Source organism: Dermacoccus sp. NHGro5, from assembly GCF_017565385.1.
Taxonomy (GTDB): Bacteria; Actinomycetota; Actinomycetes; order Actinomycetales; family Dermatophilaceae; genus Dermacoccus; species Dermacoccus nishinomiyaensis.
In genome coordinates this window covers 44,338-65,900 of record NZ_JAGEKQ010000011.1, presented here as the reverse complement: position 1 = coordinate 65,900, position 21,563 = coordinate 44,338, and the positions used below count along the sequence as shown (strand labels likewise).

The following is a 21,563-nucleotide window of genomic DNA, read 5'->3' as shown; positions in this document are numbered from 1 at the left end:
CCGTGGGGGACGCGCCCGCCGTGAAAGGATGGTGACAAGACCGACCGCAGCACCTAGGAGACATCGTGTCACTCGCCGACCTCACCCGCGCCGAGCGTGATGAGCTGTTGAAGCGCGTCCAGGCCGACTACGAACAGTTACGTGCGCGCGGGCTGAGTCTCGATCTCACGCGCGGCAAGCCGTCGTCAGCGCAGCTCGACCTGTCGAACGCGCTACTGTCGTTGCCCGAGGGGACGAAGGATGCGTCAGGGGTCGACGTCCGCAACTACGGGGGGTTGCCCGGTCTCGTGGAGATCCGAAGCATCTTCGCCGACCTGCTCGGGGTCGACGTCGATCAGATCGTTGCGGGCAACAACTCGAGCCTGACGATGATGCACGACGTTCTCGTCTATCACCTGCTGCGAGGCGGCCTCGGCTCGCCGCGCCCGTGGTCACAGGAGGGAAGCGTCAAGTTCCTCGCACCCGTGCCCGGGTACGACCGCCACTTCGGGCTGCTCGAGAGCCTCGGCATCGAGATGATCAACGTGCCGATGCGTGAGGACGGGCCCGACGCGGACGAGTGCGCCCACCTCGTCGCGCACGACCCGAGCATCAAGGGCATGTGGATCGTGCCGACATACGCCAACCCCACCGGCGCGATCTGCTCGCAGGAGGTCGCGGCGAAGCTGGCGGCGATGCCGGCCGCCGCGCCTGATTTCCGCATTTTTTGGGACAACGCGTACGCCGTGCACCATCTCAGCATGAACGAGGCGAAGTCGGCCGACATCGTGAGCCTGGCCCAGGCGTCGGGCCATCCCGATCGCCCGATCATGTTCGCCTCCACGTCGAAGATCACCTTCGCCGGTGCCGGCGTCGCGTTCCTGGCCGGCTCGCGCGAGACGGTCGGCTGGTACTTGGCGAACCTCGGGCACGGCTCCATCGGCCCGGACAAGGTGAACCAGTTGGCCCACGCGCAGTTCTTCGGCGACGCAGAGGGGGTGCGCGAGCACATGCGCAAGCACGCCGCCATCATGGCGCCCAAGTTCGCTGCCGTCGACGCAGCCCTCAGCGAGCGGCTGGGTGAGTACGGGGTCGCACGCTGGAACAAGCCGGAGGGCGGCTACTTCGTCAACCTCGACGTCGTGCCCGGCACCGCGAGCCGCGTCGTCGAACTCGCCAAGGAGGCGGGCATCGCCCTGACACCGGCAGGCGCCTCGTTCCCGTACGGCAAGGACCCGTTGGACGAGAACATCCGGCTCGCGCCCAGCCTGCCGCCCCTGGCTGAGGTCGAGGAGGCCATGGCGGGCGTGGCCCTGTGCGTCCTCATCGCGGCGCTCGAGCACGCGCGGGATTGAGACGCCGCGACCGCCGCACTATGCCCTCGCCATCAGCGCCCCCGACGCCCCGATTTGGAGGCGGCGGGGGCGATCTGGCACTATGGACAAGTTGCTTGACGCGTGGTGAAGGTCCGTACCTGCACTGCCGCCTCTGAAACGCACTTGTTCGCACTTCCCTCACGAAGTGCACACGTTCTCATGGAACGGCGTGCGTCCAGGGAAGCGCAAGCACCGGCTGAAAAGCCTCCAGATCTTCCTGCCGGAAGATCGCGCCCGGAGGGCGCGCGACACGCCCGAGCGCGTGGGTGGGGGAGCCGGACACGAACATGATCGGCGAGAAGAGAGACTCACGCGAATGGCGGGACAGAAGATCCGCATCCGACTGAAGTCGTATGACCACGAGGTCATCGACAGCTCGGCGCGCAAGATTGTCGACACGGTGACCCGTGCAGGCGCAACGGTCGTTGGACCGGTGCCGCTGCCGACGGAGAAGAACGTCTTCTGCGTCATCCGGTCGCCGCACAAGTACAAGGACAGCCGCGAGCACTTCGAGATGCGTACGCACAAGCGCCTCATCGACATCGTTGACCCGACGCCGAAGGCGGTGGACTCGCTCATGCGACTCGACCTCCCGGCCGACGTCAACATCGAGATCAAGCTGTAAGCGAGGGTTTGACTCATGACTGCAACCACTGAGCGCCCCGTGAAGGGCCTCCTCGGCGAGAAGCTCGGCATGACCCAGGTCTGGGACGCCGACAACCGCCTCATCCCCGTCACCGTCGTCGCCGTCGGCCCGTGCGTCGTCACGCAGCTGCGCAGCGAAGGCGTCGACGGCTACAACGCGGTTCAGATCGGCTACGGCCAGATCGACCCGCGCAAGGTCACGAAGCCGCTGACCGGCCACTTCGAGAAGGCCGGCGTCACGCCGCGCCGCCACCTGGCCGAACTGCGCACCTCCGACGCCGGCGAGTACTCGCTCGGCCAGGAGCTGACGGCAGAGGCTTTCGAGGCCGGCCAGAAGGTCGACGTCGTCGGCCGCACCAAGGGCAAGGGTTTCGCCGGTGTCATGAAGCGTCACGGCTTCGCCGGTGTCTCGGCCTCGCACGGTGCGCACCGCAACCACCGCAAGCCGGGTTCGATCGGTGGCTGCGCCACCCCGGGTCGAGTCTTCAAGGGCATGCGCATGGCCGGTCGCATGGGTGGCGTTCGCCAGACGACCCAGAACCTCCAGATCCACGCCGTGGACGCTGAGAAGGGCCTGCTGCTCATCAAGGGTGCCGTTCCCGGCCCCGCGGGCGCTGTCGTTCTCGTGCGCACGGCCATCAAGGGAGCCTGAGCATGACTACCGTTGACATCCTGAGCCCCGAGGGCAAGACGTCCGGTTCTGTCGAACTGCCGGCCGACATCTTCGATGTCGCCACCAACGTCCCGCTGATCCACCAGGTCGTGGTGGCGCAGCTGGCCGCAGCTCGTCAGGGCACGCACAAGACCAAGACCCGCGGCGAGGTCCGTGGTGGTGGGCGCAAGCCGTACCGCCAGAAGGGCACCGGTCGCGCCCGTCAGGGTTCGACCCGCGCGCCGCAGTTCGCCGGCGGTGGCACCGTCCACGGCCCGCAGCCGCGCGACTACAGCCAGCGCACGCCCAAGAAGATGAAGGCCGCCGCCCTGCGCGGAGCCCTCTCGGACCGCGCCCGTTTCGAGCGCATCCACGTTCTCGAGTCCGTCGTCGCCGGTGAGGCGCCGTCGACGAAGGCTGCCGCGAAGTTCCTGGGCACGCTCTCGGACCGCAAGAACCTCCTCGTCGTCATCGACCGCATGGACTCGGTCTCCGAGCTCAGCGTTCGCAACCTGCCGAACGTCCACGTGCTCTGGAGCGACCAGCTCAACACGTACGACGTGCTGTGCGCCGACGACATCGCGTTCACGAAGGCTGCGTTCGACGCATTCGTCGCCGGCGGCCAGAAGTCGGAGGACACCAAGTGAGCACCCTGAACAAGGACCCCCGCGACGTCATCATCCAGCCCGTCGTCTCGGAGAAGTCCTACGCACTCCTCGACGAGGGCAAGTACACGTTCATCGTGGACCCGCGTGCGAACAAGACGGAGATCAAGATCGCCATCGAGCAGATCTTCGACGTCAAGGTCGCATCGGTGCACACGCTGAACCGCAAGGGCAAGACGCGCCGTACGCGTTTCGGCATGGGCAAGCGCAAGGACACCAAGCGCGCCATCGTCTCGCTCACGGAAGGCAACATCGACATCTTCGGTCAGGCCTCCTGACCCTCGATGACGATCGCCGAATCAATCCAAGACTGAGGACGACTTAGACCCATGGCTATTCGCAAGTACAAGCCCACGACCCCCGGTCGTCGTGGCTCGAGTGTGGCCGACTTCGTCGAGATCACTCGCTCCACGCCCGAGAAGTCGCTGGTGCGCCCCCTGACCAAGACCGGTGGCCGCAACGCCTCCGGCCGTATCACGACCCGTCACATCGGTGGTGGCCACAAGCGCGCCTACCGTGTGATCGACTTCCGCCGCGCGGACAAGGACGGCATCCCGGCCAAGGTCGCTCACATCGAGTACGACCCCAACCGCACCGCCCGCATCGCGCTGCTGCACTACGCCGACGGCGAGAAGCGCTACATCATCGCGCCGAACAAGCTGAAGCAGGGCGACCGCATCGAGAACGGTCCCGAGGCCGACATCAAGCCCGGCAACAACCTGCCGATGCGTAACATCCCCGTCGGTACCGTCATCCACTGTGTCGAGCTGCGCCCCGGTGGCGGCGCGAAGATCGCCCGTTCCGCGGGTGTTCGCGTCCAGCTCGTCGCGAAGGACGGCCCCTACGCCCAGCTGCGCATGCCCTCCGGTGAGATCCGCAACGTCGACGTCCGCTGCCGCGCGACGATCGGTGAGGTGGGCAACGCCGAGCAGAGCAACATCAACTGGGGCAAGGCCGGCCGCATGCGCTGGAAGGGCAAGCGCCCGACCGTCCGTGGTGTCGCGATGAACCCGGTGGACCACCCGCACGGTGGTGGTGAGGGCAAGACCTCCGGTGGTCGTAACCCGGTGAGCCCGTGGGGCCAGAAGGAAGGCCGCACCCGCCGCCCGAACAAGGACAGCGACAAGCTCATCGTGCGTCGCCGTCGTACTGGCAAGAAGCGCTGATAGGAGCCTTTCGAAATGCCTCGTAGCCTCAAGAAGGGCCCCTTCGTCGACGAGCACCTCGCGAAGAAGGTCGATGCCCAGAACGAAGCCGGCACGCAGAGCGTCATCAAGACGTGGTCGCGCCGCTCGATGATCACCCCGGACATGCTCGGCCACACCCTGGCCGTCCACGACGGTCGCAAGCACGTTCCGGTCTTCGTGACCGAGAGCATGGTCGGCCACAAGTTGGGTGAGTTCGCTCCCACTCGTACCTTCAAGGGTCACGAGAAGGACGACAAGAAGGGTCGCCGTCGCTGACGCGGCGGGGTAACCCAACATGACGAACGAAAGTAAAGGGACAGCGATGGAAGCCAAGGCGCAGGCGCGGCACGTCCGCGTGACGCCGATGAAGGCCCGCCGCGTCGTGGACATGATCCGTGGCAAGCAGGCCGCTGACGCGATCGCTCTGCTGCAGTTTGCTCCGCAGACTGCCAGCGAGCCCGTTCTCAAGACGCTCAACAGCGCCATTGCGAACGCGCGTTTCACGGCGGACAAGAACTCCGCACCCTTCGACGAGAACGCACTGGTCGTCACGACCGCGTTCGTCGACGAAGGTCCGACCATGAAGCGATTCCGCCCGCGTGCCCAGGGCCGCGCGAGCCGCATCCTCAAGCGCACGAGCCACATCACCATCGTTGTGGGCGAGCGCGACTCGAAGGGAGGTAACCGCTGATGGGTCAGAAGATCAACCCGAACGGTTTCCGCCTCGGCATCACGACCGAGCACAAGAGCCGCTGGTTCGCCGACTCGACGAAGCCGGGCCAGCGCTACAGCGACTACGTCAAGGAAGACGTCGCGATCCGCAAGCTCCTGTCCGAGGGCATGGAGCGCGCCGGTATCGCACGCGTCGACATCGAGCGCACGCGTGACCGTGTTCGCGTCGACATCCACACGGCGCGTCCGGGCATCGTCATCGGCCGCCGCGGCGCCGAGGCCGACCGCCTCCGCTCGCGCCTGGAGAAGCTCACGGGCAAGCAGGTTCAGCTGAACATCCTCGAGGTCAAGAACCCCGAGGCCGACGCTCAGCTCGTCGCGCAGGGCATCGCCGAGCAGCTCTCGGCGCGCGTGTCCTTCCGTCGTGCGATGCGCAAGGGCATCATGTCCGCGCAGCGCGCCGGCGCCAAGGGCATCCGTGTCCAGTGCTCCGGTCGTCTCGGCGGCGCCGAGATGTCGCGCTCGGAGTTCTACCGCGAAGGTCGTGTGCCGCTGCACACGCTGCGCGCCAACATCGACTACGGCTTCTACGAGGCGCGTACGACGTTCGGCCGCATCGGTGTCAAGGTCTGGATCTACAAGGGCGACCTGACGGCCAAGGAGCTCGCTCGTGAGCAGGCCGCCGCCCCGCAGCGTCCGGCCCGTGGCCGCCGCAACGACGGCCCGCGCGGCGACCGTGGTGAGCGCGGGCGCGGTCGTGGCCAGCGCGCCGAGCAGACCGCTGTCACCAGCGAGACGACGACCGAGGTCACCGAGCCCGCCAAGACTGAGGGAGGCGAAGCCTGATGCTCATTCCCCGTCGAGTGAAGCACCGCAAGCAGCACCACCCGAAGCGCAGCGGCACCGCCAAGGGCGGCACGCAGGTCACGTTCGGTGACTACGGCATCCAGGCTCTCGAGCCGGCTTACGTCACGAACCGTCAGATCGAGTCCGCTCGTATCGCGATGACCCGCTACATGAAGCGTGGCGGAAAGGTGTGGATCAACATCTACCCGGACCGTCCGCTGACGAAGAAGCCCGCCGAGACCCGCATGGGTTCCGGTAAGGGTTCGCCGGAGTGGTGGGTCGCCAACGTCAAGCCGGGCCGCGTCATGTTCGAGGTCAACGGTGTGTCCGAAGAGGTTGCGCGCGAGGCCATGCGTCTCGCGATGCACAAGCTGCCGATGAAGTGCCGCTTCGTCGCGCGTGAAGGTGGTGACATCTGATGGCCAAGGGTTCGGAAGACCTGCAGCCGAAGGCACTGCGCGAGATGACGGACGAGGTGCTGACGCAGAAGCTCGCAGAGGCGAAGAAGGAACTCTTCAACCTGCGCTTCCAGTCGGCCACCGGCCAGCTCGAGAGCTCGGCCCGTCTGCGTTCCGTTCGCACGGACATCGCGCGCATCTACACGGAGATGCGTGAGCGCGAGCTCAACATCGGCCGTGATGAGAAGGTTGGCTGACCATGACTGACAAGCAGGAGACCGCTGTGACCGAGCAGGCAGAGCGCAACTACCGCAAGACGCGTCAGGGTTACGTCGTCAGCGACAAGATGGACAAGACCGTCGTCGTCGAGGTCGAGGACCGCGTCAAGCACGCCCTGTACGGCAAGGTCATGCGCCGCAGCAGCAAGGTGAAGGCCCACGACGAGAACAACAGCGCCGGCATCGGCGACCGCGTTCTCATCATGGAGACCCGCCCGCTCTCGGCAACGAAGCGTTGGCGCGTCGTCGAGATCCTCGAGCGCGCCAAGTAAGCCGCGAGGCACGCGCGTAGCCGGGAAGTCCACGCCCGTCATCGGTGGGGCGGCGATCTCGTCGTCGCCCCACCGGCGCGGGGGACTCTCCCGGTTTTCGCGTGCGCCGATCGGTGTGAGACCATTAAACGTTCCGCAAGGCTCGCTCAGATCGGGCGAGAACCAGTGAGACGACAGGAGTAGAAACTGTGATTCAGCAGGAGTCGCGACTTCGTGTCGCCGACAACACCGGTGCCAAGGAGATCCTGTGCATCCGCGTGCTCGGCGGTTCTGGCCGCCGGTACGCCGGCATCGGTGACACCATCGTGGCCACCGTCAAGGACGCCATCCCCGGTGGCAATGTCAAGAAGGGTGACGTCGTCAAGGCCGTCATCGTTCGCACCAAGAAGGAGCGCCGTCGTGCAGACGGCTCCTACATCCGCTTCGACGAGAACGCGGCAGTCATCCTCAAGGGTGACGGCGACCCGCGTGGTACGCGCATCTTCGGCCCCGTCGGCCGTGAACTGCGCGACAAGAAGTTCATGAAGATCATTTCGCTTGCCCCGGAGGTGCTCTGAACCATGGTGGCCAAGATGAAGATCAAGAAGAACGACCTCGTCCAGGTCATCAGCGGCCGTTCCGAGAAGAATGGCGGCGACAAGGGCAAGCAGGGCAAGGTCATCGCCGTGTTCCCGGAGACGCAGCGCGTCCTCGTCGAGGGCATCAACCGCGTCACGAAGCACGTCAAGGCCGGTCAGCCCGGTGCCGGCACTGGCGGCCTCACGGTCGTCGAGGCGCCGATCCACGTCTCGAACGTGGCCCTCGTCGACCCGGAGACGAACAAGCCCACCCGTGTGCGCACCCGCGTCGAGCAGGTCGAGCGCGACGGCAAGACCAAGACCGTGCGTACCCGCGTGTCCGTGCGTTCCGGTAAGGACCTGTGATGTCTGAGACCACGAAGACCACCCCGCGTCTGAAGACGCGCTACCAGGACGAGATCAAGGGCCAGCTGCAGGGCGAGTTCAACTTCGCCAACGCGATGCAGGTTCCGGGTGTCGTCAAGGTCGTCGTCAACATGGGTGTCGGCGACGCCGCGAAGGACAGCAAGCTGATCGAGGGCGCCATCCGCGACCTCGAGGCCATCACCGGCCAGAAGCCGGCTGTCACCAAGGCACGCAAGTCGATCGCCCAGTTCAAGCTGCGTGAGGGCATGCCGATCGGCGCGCACGTCACGCTGCGCGGCGACCGCATGTGGGAGTTCCTCGACCGCCTCGTTTCGGTTGCGCTGCCGCGTATCCGCGACTTCCGCGGCCTGTCGCCGAAGCAGTTCGACGGCAACGGCAACTACACGTTCGGTCTGAACGAGCAGTCGATGTTCCACGAGATCGACCAGGACAAGATCGACCGCGTCCGCGGCATGGACATCACCGTCGTGACAACCGCCGCGAACGACGACGAAGGCCGCGCCCTGCTGCGCGCCCTCGGATTCCCGTTCAAGGAGAAGTGACGATGGCGAAGACCGCACTGATCAACAAGGCGAACGCCAAGCCGAAGTTCAAGGTTCGTGGCTACACGCGCTGCCAGCGCTGCGGCCGCCCGCACTCGGTCTACCGCAAGTTCGGCCTGTGCCGCATCTGCTTGCGCGAGATGGCACACGCCGGCGAACTGCCGGGCGTGACCAAGTCCAGCTGGTAAGAACCCACCACTTTCATTAGTTCGTTCTACACCGTAGGTCGACCCAACACACGCGGGTTGAAACCCCGGTGAGGAAGGGCGGAGAAGCCCAATGACCATGACCGACCCGATCGCGGACATGTTGACGCGAGTCCGGAACGCCAACTCGGCGCACCACGACTCGACGTCCATGCCGTTCTCGAAGCTGAAGTCCCACATCGCTGAGATTCTTGAACGCGAGGGTTACATCGCCGGCTGGACCGTCGAAGAAGCCCGCGTCGGCCAGACGCTCACGATCAACCTGAAGTACGGCCCGAACCGTGAGCGCTCCATCGCCGGAGTGCGCCGCGTCTCGAAGCCCGGCCTTCGCGTCTACGCCAAGTCCACCAACCTCCCCAAGGTTCTCGGTGGCCTCGGCATTGCCATTCTTTCCACGTCCTCCGGTCTGCTCACCGACAAGCAGGCGGCGGCCAAGGGTGTTGGCGGGGAAGTCCTCGCCTACGTCTGGTAATCAGGAATTAGGAGGAGAAACAGATGTCACGTATTGGACGTCTCCCGGTTCCTGTCCCGTCCGGTGTCGAGGTGACCATCGACGGCCAGGACGTCACGGTTAAGGGCCCCAAGGGCAGCCTTGACCTGACGGTTCCCGCGCCGATCACCGTCGCCAAGGGCGAGGACGGATCCGTCGAGGTGACGCGACCCAACGACGAGCGCGACGCGCGCGCCCGTCACGGACTGACGCGGAGCCTGATCAACAACATGGTCGTCGGTGTCACCGACGGCTACACCAAGAAGCTCGAGATCCACGGCACGGGTTACCGCGTGACGGCGAAGGGCAGCGACCTCGAGTTCGCGCTCGGCTACTCGCACCCGATCCTCGTGAAGGCCCCCGAGGGCATCACGTTCGTCGTCGAGAACCCGACCCGCTTCTCGGTCTCCGGTATCGACAAGCAGCTCGTCGGTGAGGTCTCGGCCAATATCCGCAAGCTGCGCAAGCCCGACCCGTACAAGGCGAAGGGTGTCCGCTACGAAGGCGAGCACATCCGCCGCAAGGTCGGAAAGGCTGGTAAGTAAGCCATGGCAAAGATCGTCAAGCGTTCGACGAGCAAGTCCGCAGCTCGCGGCCGTCGTCACCTGCGCCTGCGCAAGAAGGTCACGGGGACCGCGGTTCGCCCGCGCCTGGTCGTCTCTCGTTCCAGCCGTCACGTCTTCGTCCAGGTCGTCGACGACACGGTCGGCAAGACCGTCGCGTCCGCGTCCACCATGGAAGCCGACCTGCGCACGTTCGAGGGTGACAAGTCCGCCAAGGCCCGCAAGGTCGGCGAACTCGTGGCCGAGCGTGCGAAGGCCCAGGGCATCGAGGCAGTCGTGTTCGACCGTGGCGGCAACCGCTACGCCGGCCGCGTCGCCGCGATCGCCGACGGCGCCCGCGAAGGTGGCCTGAGCCTGTGATGACCAACCAGAACAACGCCGAGAAGAGGAATGTCTGATGGCTGGACCCCAGCGTCGAGGCGCCGGTACCGCCCAGACGGGCGGCGAGCGCGACAACAACCAGCGTGACAACCGCCGCGATGGCGGTCGTCGTGACGGCGGCCGCGGCCGCGGTCGCGAGGAAGAGCGCAACCAGTACGTCGAGAACGTCGTCACCATCAACCGTGTCGCCAAGGTCGTCAAGGGTGGTCGTCGCTTCAGCTTCACCGCCCTCGTCGTCGTCGGTGACGGTGACGGCACCGTCGGTGTCGGCTACGGCAAGGCCAAGGAAGTTCCCGCGGCCATCGCCAAGGGTGTCGAGGAGGCGAAGAAGAACTTCTTCCGCGTCCCCCGCATCCAGGGCACGATCCCGCACCCCGTTCAGGGTGAGGCTGCGGCGGGCGTCGTCCTGCTGAAGCCGGCATCGCCCGGTACCGGTGTCATCGCCGGTGGTCCGGTGCGCGCCGTCCTCGAGTGCGCGGGCATCCACGACGTGCTGTCGAAGTCTCTGGGCTCCGACAACTCGATCAACATCGTCCACGCGACGGTCGCGGCCCTCCAGGGTCTCGAGCGTCCGGAGGCCGTGGCCGCTCGCCGTGGCCTGCCGATCGACGACGTCGTCCCCGCTGCGATGCAGCACGCGATGGCCGAGAAGGCAGGTGCGTGATGGCTCAGCTCAAGGTGACCCAGATCCGTTCCGAGATCGGTGGCAAGCCGCAGCACCGTGAGACCCTGCGTTCGCTGGGCCTCAAGCGCATCGGCCACACGGTCGTCAAGGAGGACCGCCCCGAGTTTCGGGGCATGGTCCGCGCGGTCGCGCACCTCGTGACCGTCGAGGAGGTTGACTGAAAATGCCTGACACCAAGGCCAACGGGTCGGCCCTGAAGATCCACAACCTGCGTCCCGCCCCGGGTGCCAAGACCGCGAAGACCCGTGTGGGTCGCGGTGAGGGCTCCAAGGGCAAGACCGCGGGTCGTGGTACCAAGGGTACGAAGGCTCGTTACCAGGTTCCCGCTCGCTTCGAGGGTGGTCAGACGCCGCTGCACATGCGTCTGCCCAAGCTCCGCGGCTTCAAGAACCCGTTCAAGGTCGAGTACCAGGTCGTGAACCTGGACAAGATCTCCACCTTGTTCCCCGAGGGCGGCGACGTCGACGTCGCGGCGCTCGTGGAAAAGGGTGCCGTCCGCAAGGGCCAGCCCGTCAAGGTGCTCGGCACTGGCGACATCACCGTCAAGGTGAACGTCACGGCGCAGAAGTTCTCGGCCACGGCCAAGGAAAAGATCGAGGCCGCAGGCGGTTCCGTCACCGCTGAGTGACGCGTCTGAGACAGGACCCCGCCGGGGTGCCACGATGTGGTGCTCCCGGCGGGGTTCTTTCGTCGTCGGGACGCGGGGGAGGGTATCGTCTATTCGTTGACGGTGGTCGCCCGCGTCGGGTGCGACGCCGTCGTCGGGGCCACCCGGCAAGCCCTTTACGTATTCAGCCGTGACGCGTCACGGCTCAGGAGGTTTTTGTGCTGACCAGTTTTGGACGCGCCTTCCGGACGCCCGAACTGCGCAACAAGATCCTGTTCACGCTGGCCATCATGGCGTTGTTCCGGCTCGGTTCGCACATTCCGACGCCGGGGATCAGCTTCGATCTCGTGGCCAAGTGTCAGGCCGCGGCCGGTGGTTCGAGCAGCCTCCTCGGGCTCGCGAACCTGTTCTCAGGTGGCGCGCTGCTCCAGCTGTCGATCTTCGCGCTCGGCATCATGCCCTACATCACCGCGTCGATCATCATTCAGTTGTTGACGGTCGTCATCCCGCGTTTCGAGACCCTCAAGAAGGAGGGCCAGAGCGGGCAGGCGAAGATGACGCAGTACACCCGCTATCTCGCGATCGCGCTAGCGCTCCTGCAGAGTTCGACGCTCATCACCGCCGCTCGCAGCCCGTGGACGATTCTCGGTGGTAGCCCGACCACGTGTTCGACGATCATGACGGACGACTCGATCCCGACCGTCCTGCTCATGATTCTGACCCTGACGGCCGGCACCGGCCTCATCATGTGGCTCGGTGAGCAGGTGACGGAACGGGGTATCGGCAACGGTATGTCGCTGCTCATCCTGACCGCCGTTGCCGCTCGCGTGCCCCAGAGTCTGTGGGCGATCCACAACCAGGGCTGGGGGCGTTTCATCGCCGTGGTCATCATGTGCTTGGCCGTGACGACCGCCGTCGTTTTCGTGGAGAACAGCCAGCGACGCATCCCCGTCCAATACGCGAAGCGCATGGTCGGACGTCGCTCCTACGGCGGGACGACGACGTACATCCCGCTGAAGGTCAACATGGCCAACGTCATCCCGATCATCTTCGCGACGTCCTTGCTCTCCCTGCCCGTCATGGTTTCGCAGTTCGCGGCGAACAAGACGAATCCGCCCGGGTGGGCGCAGTGGATCAACACCTACCTGGCGCGCGGCGACCACCCCGTCTACATGGCGATCTACACGGTCCTGATCCTGTTCTTCACGTTCTTCTACGTGTCGATCACCTACCAGCCCGACGAGGTGGCGGACAACCTCAAGCAGGCCGGCAGCTTCATTCCGGGCGTCCGCGCCGGCTCCGCGACGGCCAAGTACCTCAACTACGTCCTGACGCGCATCACCACCGTCGGCGCGATCTACATCGCGTTCCTCGCGCTGCTACCCCTGATCGCGCTGGCGCTCTTCGACGCGAACCAGAACGTTCCGTTCGGTGGCGCGTCCATCCTCATCCTCGTCGGCGTGGGTCTGGAGACCGTCAAGCAGGTCGACTCCAAGCTGCAACAGCACAACTACGAAGGGTTCTTGCGGTAATGCGACTCATCATTCTCGGACCCCCCGGGGCAGGCAAGGGAACGCAGGCGGAGCGTCTGGCCCAAAGCCGGGGCATCCCGCACATCTCGACCGGCGATATCTTCCGCGCCAACATCAAGAACGAGACCGAGCTCGGCCTCAAGGTCAAGGACATCCTGGCCTCCGGTGGGTACGTCACGGACGAGATCACGAACGAGATCGTCAAGAACCGCCTCGACGAGAAGGACGCCGCGAACGGCTTCCTGCTCGACGGATACCCGCGCACCGCGGGCCAGGTCGTCGCGCTCGAGGAGATGCTCGCGGCGAAGGGCCAGGCCCTCGACGCGGCCCTGGAACTCACCGTCGATGGCGAGGAGCTCGTGCAGCGCCTGCTCAAGCGCGCCGAGACGTCGGGCCGTGCGGACGACACCGAAGAGGTCATCCGCGAGCGTCAGGAGCTCTACGTGCGCGAGACGGCGCCGCTGGCCGCCGCCTACACCGAGCGTGGCCTCCTCGTCCAGGTCGACGGCATGGGCTCGATCGACGAGGTCGAGGCGCGGATCGGCGCGGCACTCGACGAGGTCGCGGCGAAGAACTGATGTTCGGACGCACCCGACTGGATCTCAAGTCGAGTGACGACATCCGCGCGATGCGCCGGGCCGGTCTCGTGACCGGCTCGGCGCTTCGCGCGTCGGCACTCGGAACGCGCGCGGGCATGACGACGAAGGACGTCGACGCCATCGCCCACGCCCACATGCTCGAACGCGGTGCAACGCCGTCGTTCCTCGGGTACAACGGCTTTCCGGCGACGCTGTGCATCTCCGTCAACGACGAGGTGGTCCATGGCATCCCGGGGGAGCGCGTGCTGCAAGACGGCGACGTCGTCTCGCTCGATTGCGGAGCGATCGTCGACGGGTGGCACGGCGACTCGGCGTTGACGTTCGTCGTCGGGGCGGCGAGGGACGACGCGAGCTCGGCGCAGCGCGTGGCGGCGCGTCACGCGGGTGATGAGCCGGCGATCAGACGAGAGGGTGTCGTGGCGTGGGCGCAGGGTGACCCGCGCCGCGCTCTCGTGCTCGCGACCGAGGCGTCGATGTGGGCCGGCATCGAGGCGCTTCAGGTGGGCGAGCGCCTCAACGACGTCGGTGAGGGCGTACAAGACCTGCTCGAGGAGTTCAACGCTCCGGAGCGCCTCGCGGGGTTGCCGCCGGAGATGCCCAGCTTCGAGATCGTCGACGGCTACACGGGCCACGGTGTGGGTCGTGAGTTGCACCAAGATCCAACGGTCTACAACGAGTACGTCAACGAGCGGCTCCCCAAGGTGAAGCCTGGTCTCGTCGTCGCCGTCGAGCCGATGGTCACGCTCGGCACGTACGAGACGCATGAGCTCGACGATGGCTGGACCGTCAAGACCGACGACGGCTCCCTCGCCGCGCACTTCGAGCACACCGTGGCGGTGACGGAGAAGGGCCTGTGGGTGCTGACGGCGCAGGACGGCGGACGTTCGCGTCTCGAGCCGCTCGGGTTGTACGGCGGCCTGGACGACTGAGGGCCCACGCGGACGCGACGCCGTCCGGGTCCCCCAACGCTCGAGCCCCTCTCATCGGAACGGAGGCGGGTCGACGCGATTTGGGGAAGCCGAGCGCGTCTCGTAGACTGAGGGACGGTCTGTCGTGGTATGTGGCGCTCAACGTCACGCGACCGGGCAGGCCGGCCAACAGATTCCGTCCATCCGGGACGGTTTCGTGCAGCGAAATGCGGAGGCTATGGCCAAGAAGGACGGTGTCATCGAGATCGAGGGCACGATCGTCGAGGCTCTCCCGAACGCGATGTTCCGGGTCGAGCTCACGAACGGTCACAAGGTTCTCGCTCACATCTCGGGCAAGATGCGTCAGCACTACATCCGGATCCTCCCCGAGGACCGGGTCGTCGTCGAGCTCTCGCCCTATGACCTGACCCGCGGCCGTATCGTCTTCCGTTACCGCTGATTCAACCCAGTTCTCGCTCCCCGCGCTGCGTCCGCATGGTCGCAGCGTGTCGGTGTGTCGAGAGCGCGATCGACAAGACAGCAGGCAGATGAAGGTTCAGCCGAGCGTCAAGAAGATCTGTGACAAGTGCAAGGTGATTCGCCGCAACGGCCGAGTCATGGTGATCTGCGAGAACCTGCGCCACAAGCAGCGCCAGGGCTGATCCACCGAGCACCAGCTCACAGCGTCTTCGCCAGGACGCAACACATGAAAACTGCAGCACCCGGCCCCACTGGGCTCTGACGAGGATCCGACAGGATGAATCGTCGAGATCTCTCAGAGCGATCTGATCCAGAGACACGCCAGTGGACGTCACCCTCGGCGCGGAGGCCGAGGACCCGCGAGTCCCACCGCTCATCACGAGCATCGAGGCTCACGCCATAGCGGGAACGGTGCTGCCCCAGACCTCCGCTCATGATCAGGAGAACACATGGCACGTCTCATCGGTGTCGACCTGCCGCGCGAGAAGCGCGTCGAGGTCGGCCTCACCTACATCTTCGGCGTCGGGCGTACCCGTGCCCAGGAGACGCTGGCCGCGACCGGCGTCAACCCGGACACGCGCGTCCGCGACCTCACCGAGGAAGAACTCGTCAAGCTGCGTGACCACCTCGAGGCAAGCTTCCGCCTCGAAGGTGACCTGCGCCGTGAGATCGCCGCCGACATCCGCCGCAAGGTGGAGATCGGAAGCTACGAGGGTCTGCGCCACCGCCGTGGCCTGCCCGTGCACGGTCAGCGCACCAAGACGAACGCTCGTACCCGCAAGGGCCCGAAGCGCACCGTGGCCGGCAAGAAGAAGGCCAAGTGAGTCGAGCAGCTTCGGCTGATCACGACTACTTCCTCAACTGAGCGTCGAAACAGGAGATTCGAACTATGCCTCCCAAGAGCCGTATGGCCGCGGGCGCCAAGAAGGTGCGCCGCAAGGAGAAGAAGAACGTTGCTGCGGGCCAGGCCCACATCAAGAGCACGTTCAACAACACCATCGTTTCCATCACGGACCCCACCGGTGCCGTGATCTCGTGGGCGTCCGCCGGCCAGGTCGGCTTCAAGGGCTCCCGCAAGTCGACCCCCTACGCAGCGCAGATGGCCGCCGAGGCCGCTGCGCGTCGTGCCATGGACCACGGCATGCGCAAGGTCGACGTCTTCGTCAAGGGCCCGGGTTCCGGTCGTGAGACCGCCATCCGCTCGCTCACCGCGACCGGCCTCGAGGTCGGCGCGATCAGCGATGTCACGCCCACGCCGCACAACGGCGTCCGCCCGCCCAAGCGTCGCCGCGTCTGATCACCCAGACACCGCGAACGAAGACGAACTAGGAGACACCCCACATGGCCCGTTACACCGGCCCGATCACCAAGAAGTCGCGTCGACTCAAGACCGACCTCGTCGGTGGTGACAAGAACTTCGAGATGCGCCCCTTCCCGCCCGGCCAGCACGGCCGCGGTCGAATCCAGGAGAAGGAGTACCTCCACCAGCTGCAGGAGAAGCAGAAGGCCCGCTTCACCTACGGCGTCATGGAGAAGCAGTTCGTCCGGTACTACAAGGAGGCGGCGCGCCGCCCCGGCAAGACCGGTGAGAACCTGCTCATCATCCTCGAGTCCCGCCTGGACAACGTCATCTACCGCGCCGGCCTCGCCCGCACGCGCCGCGCTGCCCGTCAGCTCGTCACGCACGGTCACTTCGAGGTCAACGGCGTGCGCGTCGACGTCCCGTCCTACCGCGTCGAGCAGTACGACATCATCACGGTCCGTGAGAAGTCGCGCGAGGCGTTCCCGATCCAGCTCGCTCGCGAGACGTTCGGCGAGCGTCCCGTTCCGGCGTGGCTGCACGTCGTCCCGGGCACGCTGCAGGTGCTGATCCACCAGCTCCCGACGCGCGAGCAGATCGACAGCCAGCTCACCGAGCAGCTCATCGTCGAGCTCTACTCGAAGAACTGATCCGAGCTTCGCATCGGAAGGTGGCGCTTCGCGCCGCGTGAGGCGCCACCTTCCACCTGCCGGTCCGAGAGACAGAGCTCGCACCGGCGCAGGACTCGATTCCTGCTCGTTCACCCGGCGTCAAATAGTGGTCGCCGTAGGAAAGGACAACGAGAGTGCTCATCGCACAGCGCCCCACGCTCTCCGAGGACGTGGTTTCCGAGAGCCGTTCGCGGTTCGTCATCGAGCCCCTGGAGCCGGGTTTCGGCTACACGCTCGGCAACTCGCTCCGCCGCACCCTGCTCTCGAGCATCCCGGGTGCCGCCGTCACCAGCATCCGCATCGACGGCGTCCAGCACGAGTTCTCGACGATCCCCGGTGTCAAGGAAGACGTCACCGAGGTCATCCTCAACATCAAGGGTCTGGTCGTCTCCTCGGAGCACGACGAGCCCGTCGTGATGTACCTGCGCAAGCAGGGCGCGGGTGTCGTCACCGCTGCTGACATCGCGCCCCCGGCCGGTGTCGAGGTGCACAACCCCGACCTCGAGATCGCGACGCTGAACGACAAGGGCAGCATCGAGATGGAGCTGACGGTCGAGCGCGGCCGCGGCTACGTCTCGGCGGCGCTGAACAAGTCGGCGGAGCAGGAGATCGGCCGCATCCCGGTCGACTCCATCTACTCGCCGGTGCTGGCCGTGACCTACAAGGTCGAGGCCACGCGTGTCGAGCAGCGCACCGACTTCGACAAGCTCATCGTCGACGTCGAGACGAAGAACTCGATGGCCCCGCGTGACGCCATGGCTTCGGCCGGCTCCACGCTCGTCGAGCTGTTCGGTCTCGCGCGCGAGCTCAACGTCGAGGCCGAGGGCATCGACATGGGTCCGTCCCCGACCGACGCAGCGCTCGCCGAGGACCTCGCTCTGCCGATCGAGGACCTCGACCTCACCGTCCGCTCCTACAACTGCCTCAAGCGCGAGGGCATCCACACCGTGGGTGAACTCGTGTCCCGCAGCGAGGCCGACCTGCTCGACATTCGAAACTTCGGTTCGAAGTCGATCCACGAGGTCGCCGACAAGCTGCGCGACATGGGCCTTCAGCTGAAGGACAGCCCGCCCGGGTTCGACGCCAGCGTCATCGCCGACCGCTACGACGAGGACGCCGACGGCGCGGACCTCGCCGAGGACGAGCAGTACTGAGCAGCTTTTCGGTACAGCGGTGAGCCTGCTCGCGGAGTTGAGCATTCTCGCAGCTGACCGGTAGACCAAGGAGAAAACATGCCTACCCCCACGAAGGGCGCCCGCGTCGGCGGCAGCCCGTCGCACGAGCGGCTGATCATGGCCAACATGGCCACTCAGCTGTTCACCCACGACCGCGTCACGACGACGGAGGCGAAGGCCAAGCGCCTGCGTCCGTACGCCGAGCGCCTCATCTCGTTCGGCAAGCGCGGCGACCTCGCCTCGCGTCGACGCGTGATGCGCAAGATCTCGGACAAGTCGGCCGTGCACCGTCTCTTCACGGAGATCGCACCCGACATGGCCGAGCGTCCCGGCGGCTACACGCGCATCACCAAGATCGCGCCGCGCAAGGGCGACAACGCCCCCATGGTCGTCATCGAACTGGTTCGCGAGGCCTACTCCGCGAAGCAGTCGACGGTCAAGGAGGCCGAGGCCGCCACGAAGCGCGCGGTCAAGGAAGACGCTGCGGCCGCTCCGGCAGCGGACGTCACGCCCGAGACCTCTGCCGCGACGGAGACGTCCGGCGGTGCCTCGAAGGCTGACGGCGACGCCTGATCGACCTGTCACGCACGATGCCCGCTTCCCCCTCGGGGGAGGCGGGCATCGTCGCGTCCGTGGTCGAGTTCGCGGGATAGGTTGGGCGGCATGCGTTTCAGGATCGACTTCGCCTACGACGGCACCGACTTCTCGGGGTGGGCCCGCCAGCCCGGACGTCGCACTGTCGAGGAAGAACTGACGGGTGCGCTCACGCGCGTCCTGCGCCGCGACGACGTCCGGCTGACGGTGGCCGGGCGCACCGACGCCGGCGTCCACGCGCGCGGTGGGGTGTGCCACGGCGACATCGACGCCGACGCGTGGGCTGCGCTGCCGGGGCGAAGCGAGCGTGCGCCCGCGCAGGCGCTCGTCACGCGCCTCAACGGCGTCCTGGCGGGGGACGTCGTCGTCAAGGCCGCCAGTGAGCAGCCCGCGAGTTTCGATGCTCGCTTCTCGGCGCTGAAGCGCCGCTACAGCTATCGCCTGCTCGACGATGCGGCGCGCCTCGACCCGCTTCGCCGGCGCGACACCGTCGTCGTCAAGCGAAACCTGGACGTCGACGCGATGAACGCCGCGTCGGCCCTGCTCGTCGGGTTGCACGACTTCGCGGCCTACTGCAAGCCCCGCGAGGGTGCGACGACGATCCGCACGCTGCTCGACTACGCGTGGACGCGCGAGGCGGACGGCGTGCTCACCGCGCGGTTGGAGGCCGACGCGTTCTGCCACTCGATGGTGCGGGCCCTCATCGGCAGCGTTGTGCCGGTGGGGGAGGGGCGTCGCCCGATCGACTGGCCCGCGCAGGTACTGACTGCGGGGCGACGCGACCCGGGCGTCGTCGTCATGCCGCCGCACGGGCTGTGCCTCGAGGAGGTCAGCTACCCGAGTCCCGATCAGTTCGCGGCGCGCGATGCGGCGTCGCGCGTCATGCGTTCGGCGGCTGACCTCGATGGGGCAACCTGAGCCCATCGCGACCGCTGCCTCGACGTCAGCGCGGTGAATACGAGCGGAGTGGCCGGACGCGAGTGTCAGGACGCGTGGATTCGGCCCGTTCGCTCGCATTCATCGGCCGGTCATGGAGCTCGCCTGGGCCGGTGCTCACGTGACGTTCGGCAACGGCAGCGGGACGACGGTGACGGCGACCCGTCGCGCACCCGGGGTGCCTGCGCCGGCTCGGCGATACCGCGCAAGAAGCGCCTCCATCTCGGAGCGCAGAGCGCTCATCTGCTCCTCGCTCACGAGGACGGGGGAGTCGAACGCGCGGCACTCGTCCTGCCACACGTAGGGCCAGGCGTCCTGCTCGTCGACCCAGGCGTGGGCGCGCTCACTGACGTGCGTGATGAAGTCGTGCTCGAGCCAGCGCGCGTCTTCGGCGTCGGCGTCGTCGAGGAACTCGAGGGCATCGCCGGCGTTCGCGTCATCGGTGTCGTCCGATTCGTCGACGAGAGCCCAGACGCGCGTCTTGGCGTTGCCGAGCCCGGTGTCCTCGACCAGGCCTGCGCTCTCGAGCACGCGCACGTGGTAGCTCGTCGCCCCGGTGTGCGTGCCGAGGGCTCGGGCCAGTTCGGCAGACGTCGAACCGCCGTGCAGACGCAGGTGCGCGAGGATGCGCGAACGCATCGGATGGGCGATGACGCGGTAGGGGTCGCTGCCCGCGGCCGTGTTCATGGCCCGAGGCTACCGGAGTCGATGGCGCGACGACGGAGGCGCCCATTTTGCACAATTGTTGTGCGATCGACCCGGAGGGCGTCGATCGACGGGTGTGGCGATCCGTGAAAGACATTGCGGCGCAAGGGGATACGTCATGACTGCACGATTTCGACCGGGTGTGCATCTGCCGTAGACTGGATGACTGTTGCTTCGTCGCAGCTGGTCGCATGCGGGCTGTCGCCCGGGCGGTGACCGCGCACGAAGTGGCCGCCCATCGTCAACGACAGAACGAAGGGAACGACCGTGCGTACGTTCACCCCCAACCAGGAGTCGGCTCAGGCTGACCGCACCTGGCACGTCATCGACGCCACCGACGTCGTTCTGGGTCGCCTCGCGTCCCAGACTGCATCGCTGCTGCGTGGCAAGCACAAGCCCACGTTTGCGCCGCACATCGACACCGGTGACTTCGTCATCATCATCAACGCCGACAAGGTCGCCCTCACCGGCGCCAAGCTCGAGAAGAAGAAGGCCTACCGTCACTCGGGCTTCCCCGGCGGTCTGACCTCGACCTCCTACACGGAGCTCATGGCGAAGGACCCGGAGAAGGCCGTCGAGAAGGCCGTCCGAGGCATGCTGCCCAAGACGAAGCTGGGCCGCGCCCAGATCGCCAAGCTCAAGGTGTACCGCGGTGCCGAGCACCCGCACGCCGCGCAGCAGCCCAAGCCGTTCGAGATCACCCAGGTCGCGCAGTAATCGCGCGCGCTGCTGAATTCTTAGGAGAACCGTGGCAGACCAGAACGTTGAGCTCGACGTCCTCGAGACGGACGAGCCGCAGCTGACCGAATACACGAGCGAGTCGACCGGCCCCGTCGGCGAGAACGGCGAGGTTCGTCGCCCGTCCGCTTCCGCGCCCGGCGCCGCGACCGGCCGCCGCAAGCAGGCCATCGCCCGCGTCCGCATCGTCCCCGGTACGGGCGAGTGGAAGATCAACGGCCGCACCCTCGAGGAGTACTTCCCGAACAAGGTGCACCAGCAGATCGTCAACGAGCCCCTCACGGTGCTCGAGCTGGACGGTGCGTACGACGTCCTCGTGCGCGTGCACGGCGGTGGCCCCTCGGGCCAGGCCGGTGCCGTTCGCCTCGGCGTCGCCCGTTCGCTGAACGGCGTCGACGAAGAGCTGAACCGTCCGATCCTCAAGAAGGCCGGCTTCCTCACGCGTGACGCGCGCGTTCCGGAGCGCAAGAAGGCCGGCCTCAAGAAGGCCCGCAAGGCGTCGCAGTTCAGCAAGCGCTGATCCACGCGCTGCCCTGC

36 protein-coding genes are annotated in these 21,563 nt (G+C 66.5%); 35 read left to right on the top strand and 1 reads right to left on the bottom strand.

Annotated features, from left to right (window positions below; genetic code table 11):
• Positions 1–65 precede the first annotated feature (65 nt).
• From J4Z35_RS06150 to truA, 33 genes are all read left to right on the top strand, one after another.
• Positions 66–1,334, top strand: a complete 1,269-nt coding sequence (locus J4Z35_RS06150) for a PLP-dependent aminotransferase family protein (RefSeq protein ID WP_208065443.1) — start codon at positions 66–68, stop codon at positions 1,332–1,334.
• 337 nt (positions 1,335–1,671) lie between these two features.
• Positions 1,672–1,980: a 30S ribosomal protein S10 gene (gene rpsJ / locus J4Z35_RS06145; protein WP_006946210.1), complete on the top strand. Its 309-nt coding sequence runs from the start codon at positions 1,672–1,674 to the stop codon at positions 1,978–1,980.
• 15 nt (positions 1,981–1,995) lie between these two features.
• Positions 1,996–2,652, top strand: a complete 657-nt coding sequence (rplC, locus tag J4Z35_RS06140) for a 50S ribosomal protein L3 (RefSeq protein WP_038567101.1) — start codon at positions 1,996–1,998, stop codon at positions 2,650–2,652.
• A 2-nt stretch (positions 2,653–2,654) separates the two neighbouring features.
• Positions 2,655–3,299, top strand: a complete 645-nt coding sequence (gene rplD / locus J4Z35_RS06135; RefSeq protein WP_006946139.1) for a 50S ribosomal protein L4 — start codon at positions 2,655–2,657, stop codon at positions 3,297–3,299.
• On the top strand, positions 3,296–3,595 hold the full coding sequence (rplW, locus tag J4Z35_RS06130) for a 50S ribosomal protein L23 (protein ID WP_006946188.1): 300 nt from the start codon (positions 3,296–3,298) through the stop codon (positions 3,593–3,595). The genes rplD and rplW overlap by 4 nt, the downstream gene beginning before the upstream one ends.
• A gap of 51 nt (positions 3,596–3,646) precedes the next feature.
• On the top strand, positions 3,647–4,483 hold the full coding sequence (gene rplB, locus J4Z35_RS06125) for a 50S ribosomal protein L2 (RefSeq protein WP_006946059.1): 837 nt from the start codon (positions 3,647–3,649) through the stop codon (positions 4,481–4,483).
• Between the two features lie 15 nt (positions 4,484–4,498).
• Positions 4,499–4,780, top strand: coding sequence for a 30S ribosomal protein S19 (gene rpsS / locus J4Z35_RS06120; protein ID WP_006946113.1), 282 nt, complete (start codon positions 4,499–4,501; stop codon positions 4,778–4,780).
• 46 nt (positions 4,781–4,826) lie between these two features.
• Positions 4,827–5,195, top strand: coding sequence for a 50S ribosomal protein L22 (gene rplV, locus J4Z35_RS06115; RefSeq protein ID WP_006946292.1), 369 nt, complete (start codon positions 4,827–4,829; stop codon positions 5,193–5,195).
• Entirely contained in the window at positions 5,195–6,022 is an 828-nt protein-coding gene (gene rpsC / locus J4Z35_RS06110) for a 30S ribosomal protein S3 (RefSeq protein ID WP_006946142.1), read from the top strand. The genes rplV and rpsC overlap by 1 nt, the downstream gene beginning before the upstream one ends.
• Positions 6,022–6,441 (top strand): 50S ribosomal protein L16, encoded by a 420-nt coding sequence (rplP, locus tag J4Z35_RS06105; protein WP_006946267.1) that lies wholly within the window; start codon positions 6,022–6,024, stop codon positions 6,439–6,441. The genes rpsC and rplP overlap by 1 nt, the downstream gene beginning before the upstream one ends.
• Positions 6,441–6,677: a 50S ribosomal protein L29 gene (gene rpmC / locus J4Z35_RS06100; RefSeq protein WP_006946167.1), complete on the top strand. Its 237-nt coding sequence runs from the start codon at positions 6,441–6,443 to the stop codon at positions 6,675–6,677. Before rplP ends, rpmC begins: the two co-directional genes overlap by 1 nt.
• A 2-nt stretch (positions 6,678–6,679) precedes the next feature.
• Complete coding sequence (gene rpsQ / locus J4Z35_RS06095; protein ID WP_038567110.1) at positions 6,680–6,970, top strand: 30S ribosomal protein S17; 291 nt, start codon at positions 6,680–6,682, stop codon at positions 6,968–6,970.
• Between the two features lie 188 nt (positions 6,971–7,158).
• Entirely contained in the window at positions 7,159–7,527 is a 369-nt protein-coding gene (gene rplN / locus J4Z35_RS06090) for a 50S ribosomal protein L14 (protein ID WP_006946197.1), read from the top strand.
• A 6-nt stretch (positions 7,528–7,533) separates the two neighbouring features.
• Complete coding sequence (gene rplX / locus J4Z35_RS06085) at positions 7,534–7,893, top strand: 50S ribosomal protein L24 (RefSeq protein ID WP_038570394.1); 360 nt, start codon at positions 7,534–7,536, stop codon at positions 7,891–7,893.
• Positions 7,893–8,456, top strand: coding sequence for a 50S ribosomal protein L5 (gene rplE / locus J4Z35_RS06080; RefSeq protein WP_006946222.1), 564 nt, complete (start codon positions 7,893–7,895; stop codon positions 8,454–8,456). Before rplX ends, rplE begins: the two co-directional genes overlap by 1 nt.
• 2 nt (positions 8,457–8,458) lie before the next feature.
• On the top strand, positions 8,459–8,644 hold the full coding sequence (locus tag J4Z35_RS06075) for a type Z 30S ribosomal protein S14 (protein WP_006946078.1): 186 nt from the start codon (positions 8,459–8,461) through the stop codon (positions 8,642–8,644).
• A gap of 91 nt (positions 8,645–8,735) precedes the next feature.
• On the top strand, positions 8,736–9,134 hold the full coding sequence (rpsH, locus tag J4Z35_RS06070; RefSeq protein WP_006946236.1) for a 30S ribosomal protein S8: 399 nt from the start codon (positions 8,736–8,738) through the stop codon (positions 9,132–9,134).
• Positions 9,135–9,157: 23 nt separating this feature from the next.
• Positions 9,158–9,697 carry a 50S ribosomal protein L6 gene (gene rplF / locus J4Z35_RS06065; RefSeq protein WP_006946061.1) on the top strand — a complete coding sequence of 180 codons (540 nt, stop codon included), beginning with the start codon at positions 9,158–9,160 and terminating at the stop codon, positions 9,695–9,697.
• A gap of 3 nt (positions 9,698–9,700) precedes the next feature.
• On the top strand, positions 9,701–10,075 hold the full coding sequence (gene rplR / locus J4Z35_RS06060; RefSeq protein ID WP_006946162.1) for a 50S ribosomal protein L18: 375 nt from the start codon (positions 9,701–9,703) through the stop codon (positions 10,073–10,075).
• A 37-nt stretch (positions 10,076–10,112) separates the two neighbouring features.
• The gene (gene rpsE / locus J4Z35_RS06055) at positions 10,113–10,760 is read left to right on the top strand and encodes a 30S ribosomal protein S5 (RefSeq protein WP_062258619.1); all 648 of its coding nucleotides are present in this window, start codon (positions 10,113–10,115) and stop codon (positions 10,758–10,760) included.
• Positions 10,760–10,942, top strand: a complete 183-nt coding sequence (gene rpmD, locus J4Z35_RS06050; protein WP_038567114.1) for a 50S ribosomal protein L30 — start codon at positions 10,760–10,762, stop codon at positions 10,940–10,942. The genes rpsE and rpmD overlap by 1 nt, the downstream gene beginning before the upstream one ends.
• Positions 10,943–10,944: 2 nt before the next feature.
• Positions 10,945–11,409, top strand: a complete 465-nt coding sequence (gene rplO, locus J4Z35_RS06045; protein WP_074040626.1) for a 50S ribosomal protein L15 — start codon at positions 10,945–10,947, stop codon at positions 11,407–11,409.
• Positions 11,410–11,606: 197 nt separating this feature from the next.
• Positions 11,607–12,920, top strand: coding sequence for a preprotein translocase subunit SecY (secY, locus tag J4Z35_RS06040; RefSeq protein WP_074040627.1), 1,314 nt, complete (start codon positions 11,607–11,609; stop codon positions 12,918–12,920).
• Entirely contained in the window at positions 12,920–13,498 is a 579-nt protein-coding gene (locus J4Z35_RS06035) for an adenylate kinase (RefSeq protein ID WP_038567119.1), read from the top strand. Before secY ends, J4Z35_RS06035 begins: the two co-directional genes overlap by 1 nt.
• A complete protein-coding gene (locus J4Z35_RS06030; RefSeq protein WP_038567122.1) occupies positions 13,498–14,448 on the top strand; it encodes a M24 family metallopeptidase in 951 nt (316 codons plus the stop codon). Before J4Z35_RS06035 ends, J4Z35_RS06030 begins: the two co-directional genes overlap by 1 nt.
• A gap of 217 nt (positions 14,449–14,665) precedes the next feature.
• Positions 14,666–14,887, top strand: coding sequence for a translation initiation factor IF-1 (gene infA / locus J4Z35_RS06025; RefSeq protein WP_006946284.1), 222 nt, complete (start codon positions 14,666–14,668; stop codon positions 14,885–14,887).
• A gap of 88 nt (positions 14,888–14,975) precedes the next feature.
• Positions 14,976–15,089, top strand: coding sequence for a 50S ribosomal protein L36 (gene rpmJ / locus J4Z35_RS06020; RefSeq protein ID WP_006592630.1), 114 nt, complete (start codon positions 14,976–14,978; stop codon positions 15,087–15,089).
• A 267-nt stretch (positions 15,090–15,356) separates the two neighbouring features.
• A complete protein-coding gene (gene rpsM, locus J4Z35_RS06015) occupies positions 15,357–15,731 on the top strand; it encodes a 30S ribosomal protein S13 (protein ID WP_006946278.1) in 375 nt (124 codons plus the stop codon).
• A gap of 65 nt (positions 15,732–15,796) precedes the next feature.
• Positions 15,797–16,204, top strand: coding sequence for a 30S ribosomal protein S11 (rpsK, locus tag J4Z35_RS06010; protein ID WP_006946182.1), 408 nt, complete (start codon positions 15,797–15,799; stop codon positions 16,202–16,204).
• Positions 16,205–16,248: 44 nt separating this feature from the next.
• Complete coding sequence (gene rpsD / locus J4Z35_RS06005; protein ID WP_006946058.1) at positions 16,249–16,857, top strand: 30S ribosomal protein S4; 609 nt, start codon at positions 16,249–16,251, stop codon at positions 16,855–16,857.
• Between the two features lie 155 nt (positions 16,858–17,012).
• A complete protein-coding gene (locus J4Z35_RS06000) occupies positions 17,013–18,032 on the top strand; it encodes a DNA-directed RNA polymerase subunit alpha (protein ID WP_006946192.1) in 1,020 nt (339 codons plus the stop codon).
• A 78-nt stretch (positions 18,033–18,110) separates the two neighbouring features.
• On the top strand, positions 18,111–18,626 hold the full coding sequence (gene rplQ, locus J4Z35_RS05995; RefSeq protein WP_074040628.1) for a 50S ribosomal protein L17: 516 nt from the start codon (positions 18,111–18,113) through the stop codon (positions 18,624–18,626).
• Between the two features lie 90 nt (positions 18,627–18,716).
• The gene (truA, locus tag J4Z35_RS05990; RefSeq protein ID WP_074040629.1) at positions 18,717–19,565 is read left to right on the top strand and encodes a tRNA pseudouridine(38-40) synthase TruA; all 849 of its coding nucleotides are present in this window, start codon (positions 18,717–18,719) and stop codon (positions 19,563–19,565) included.
• Between the two features lie 135 nt (positions 19,566–19,700).
• Here truA and J4Z35_RS05985 read toward each other — a convergent pair whose 3' ends face one another.
• A complete protein-coding gene (locus J4Z35_RS05985) occupies positions 19,701–20,270 on the bottom strand; it encodes a helix-turn-helix domain-containing protein (RefSeq protein ID WP_038567131.1) in 570 nt (189 codons plus the stop codon).
• A gap of 285 nt (positions 20,271–20,555) precedes the next feature.
• Between J4Z35_RS05985 and rplM the strand changes: the two genes are divergently transcribed.
• Together rplM and rpsI are read left to right on the top strand one after the other, a co-directional pair.
• Positions 20,556–21,005, top strand: a complete 450-nt coding sequence (gene rplM / locus J4Z35_RS05980) for a 50S ribosomal protein L13 (RefSeq protein ID WP_006946227.1) — start codon at positions 20,556–20,558, stop codon at positions 21,003–21,005.
• 31 nt (positions 21,006–21,036) lie between these two features.
• Positions 21,037–21,546 carry a 30S ribosomal protein S9 gene (rpsI, locus tag J4Z35_RS05975; RefSeq protein WP_006946115.1) on the top strand — a complete coding sequence of 170 codons (510 nt, stop codon included), beginning with the start codon at positions 21,037–21,039 and terminating at the stop codon, positions 21,544–21,546.
• The last annotated feature ends 17 nt before the right edge of the window (positions 21,547–21,563 follow it).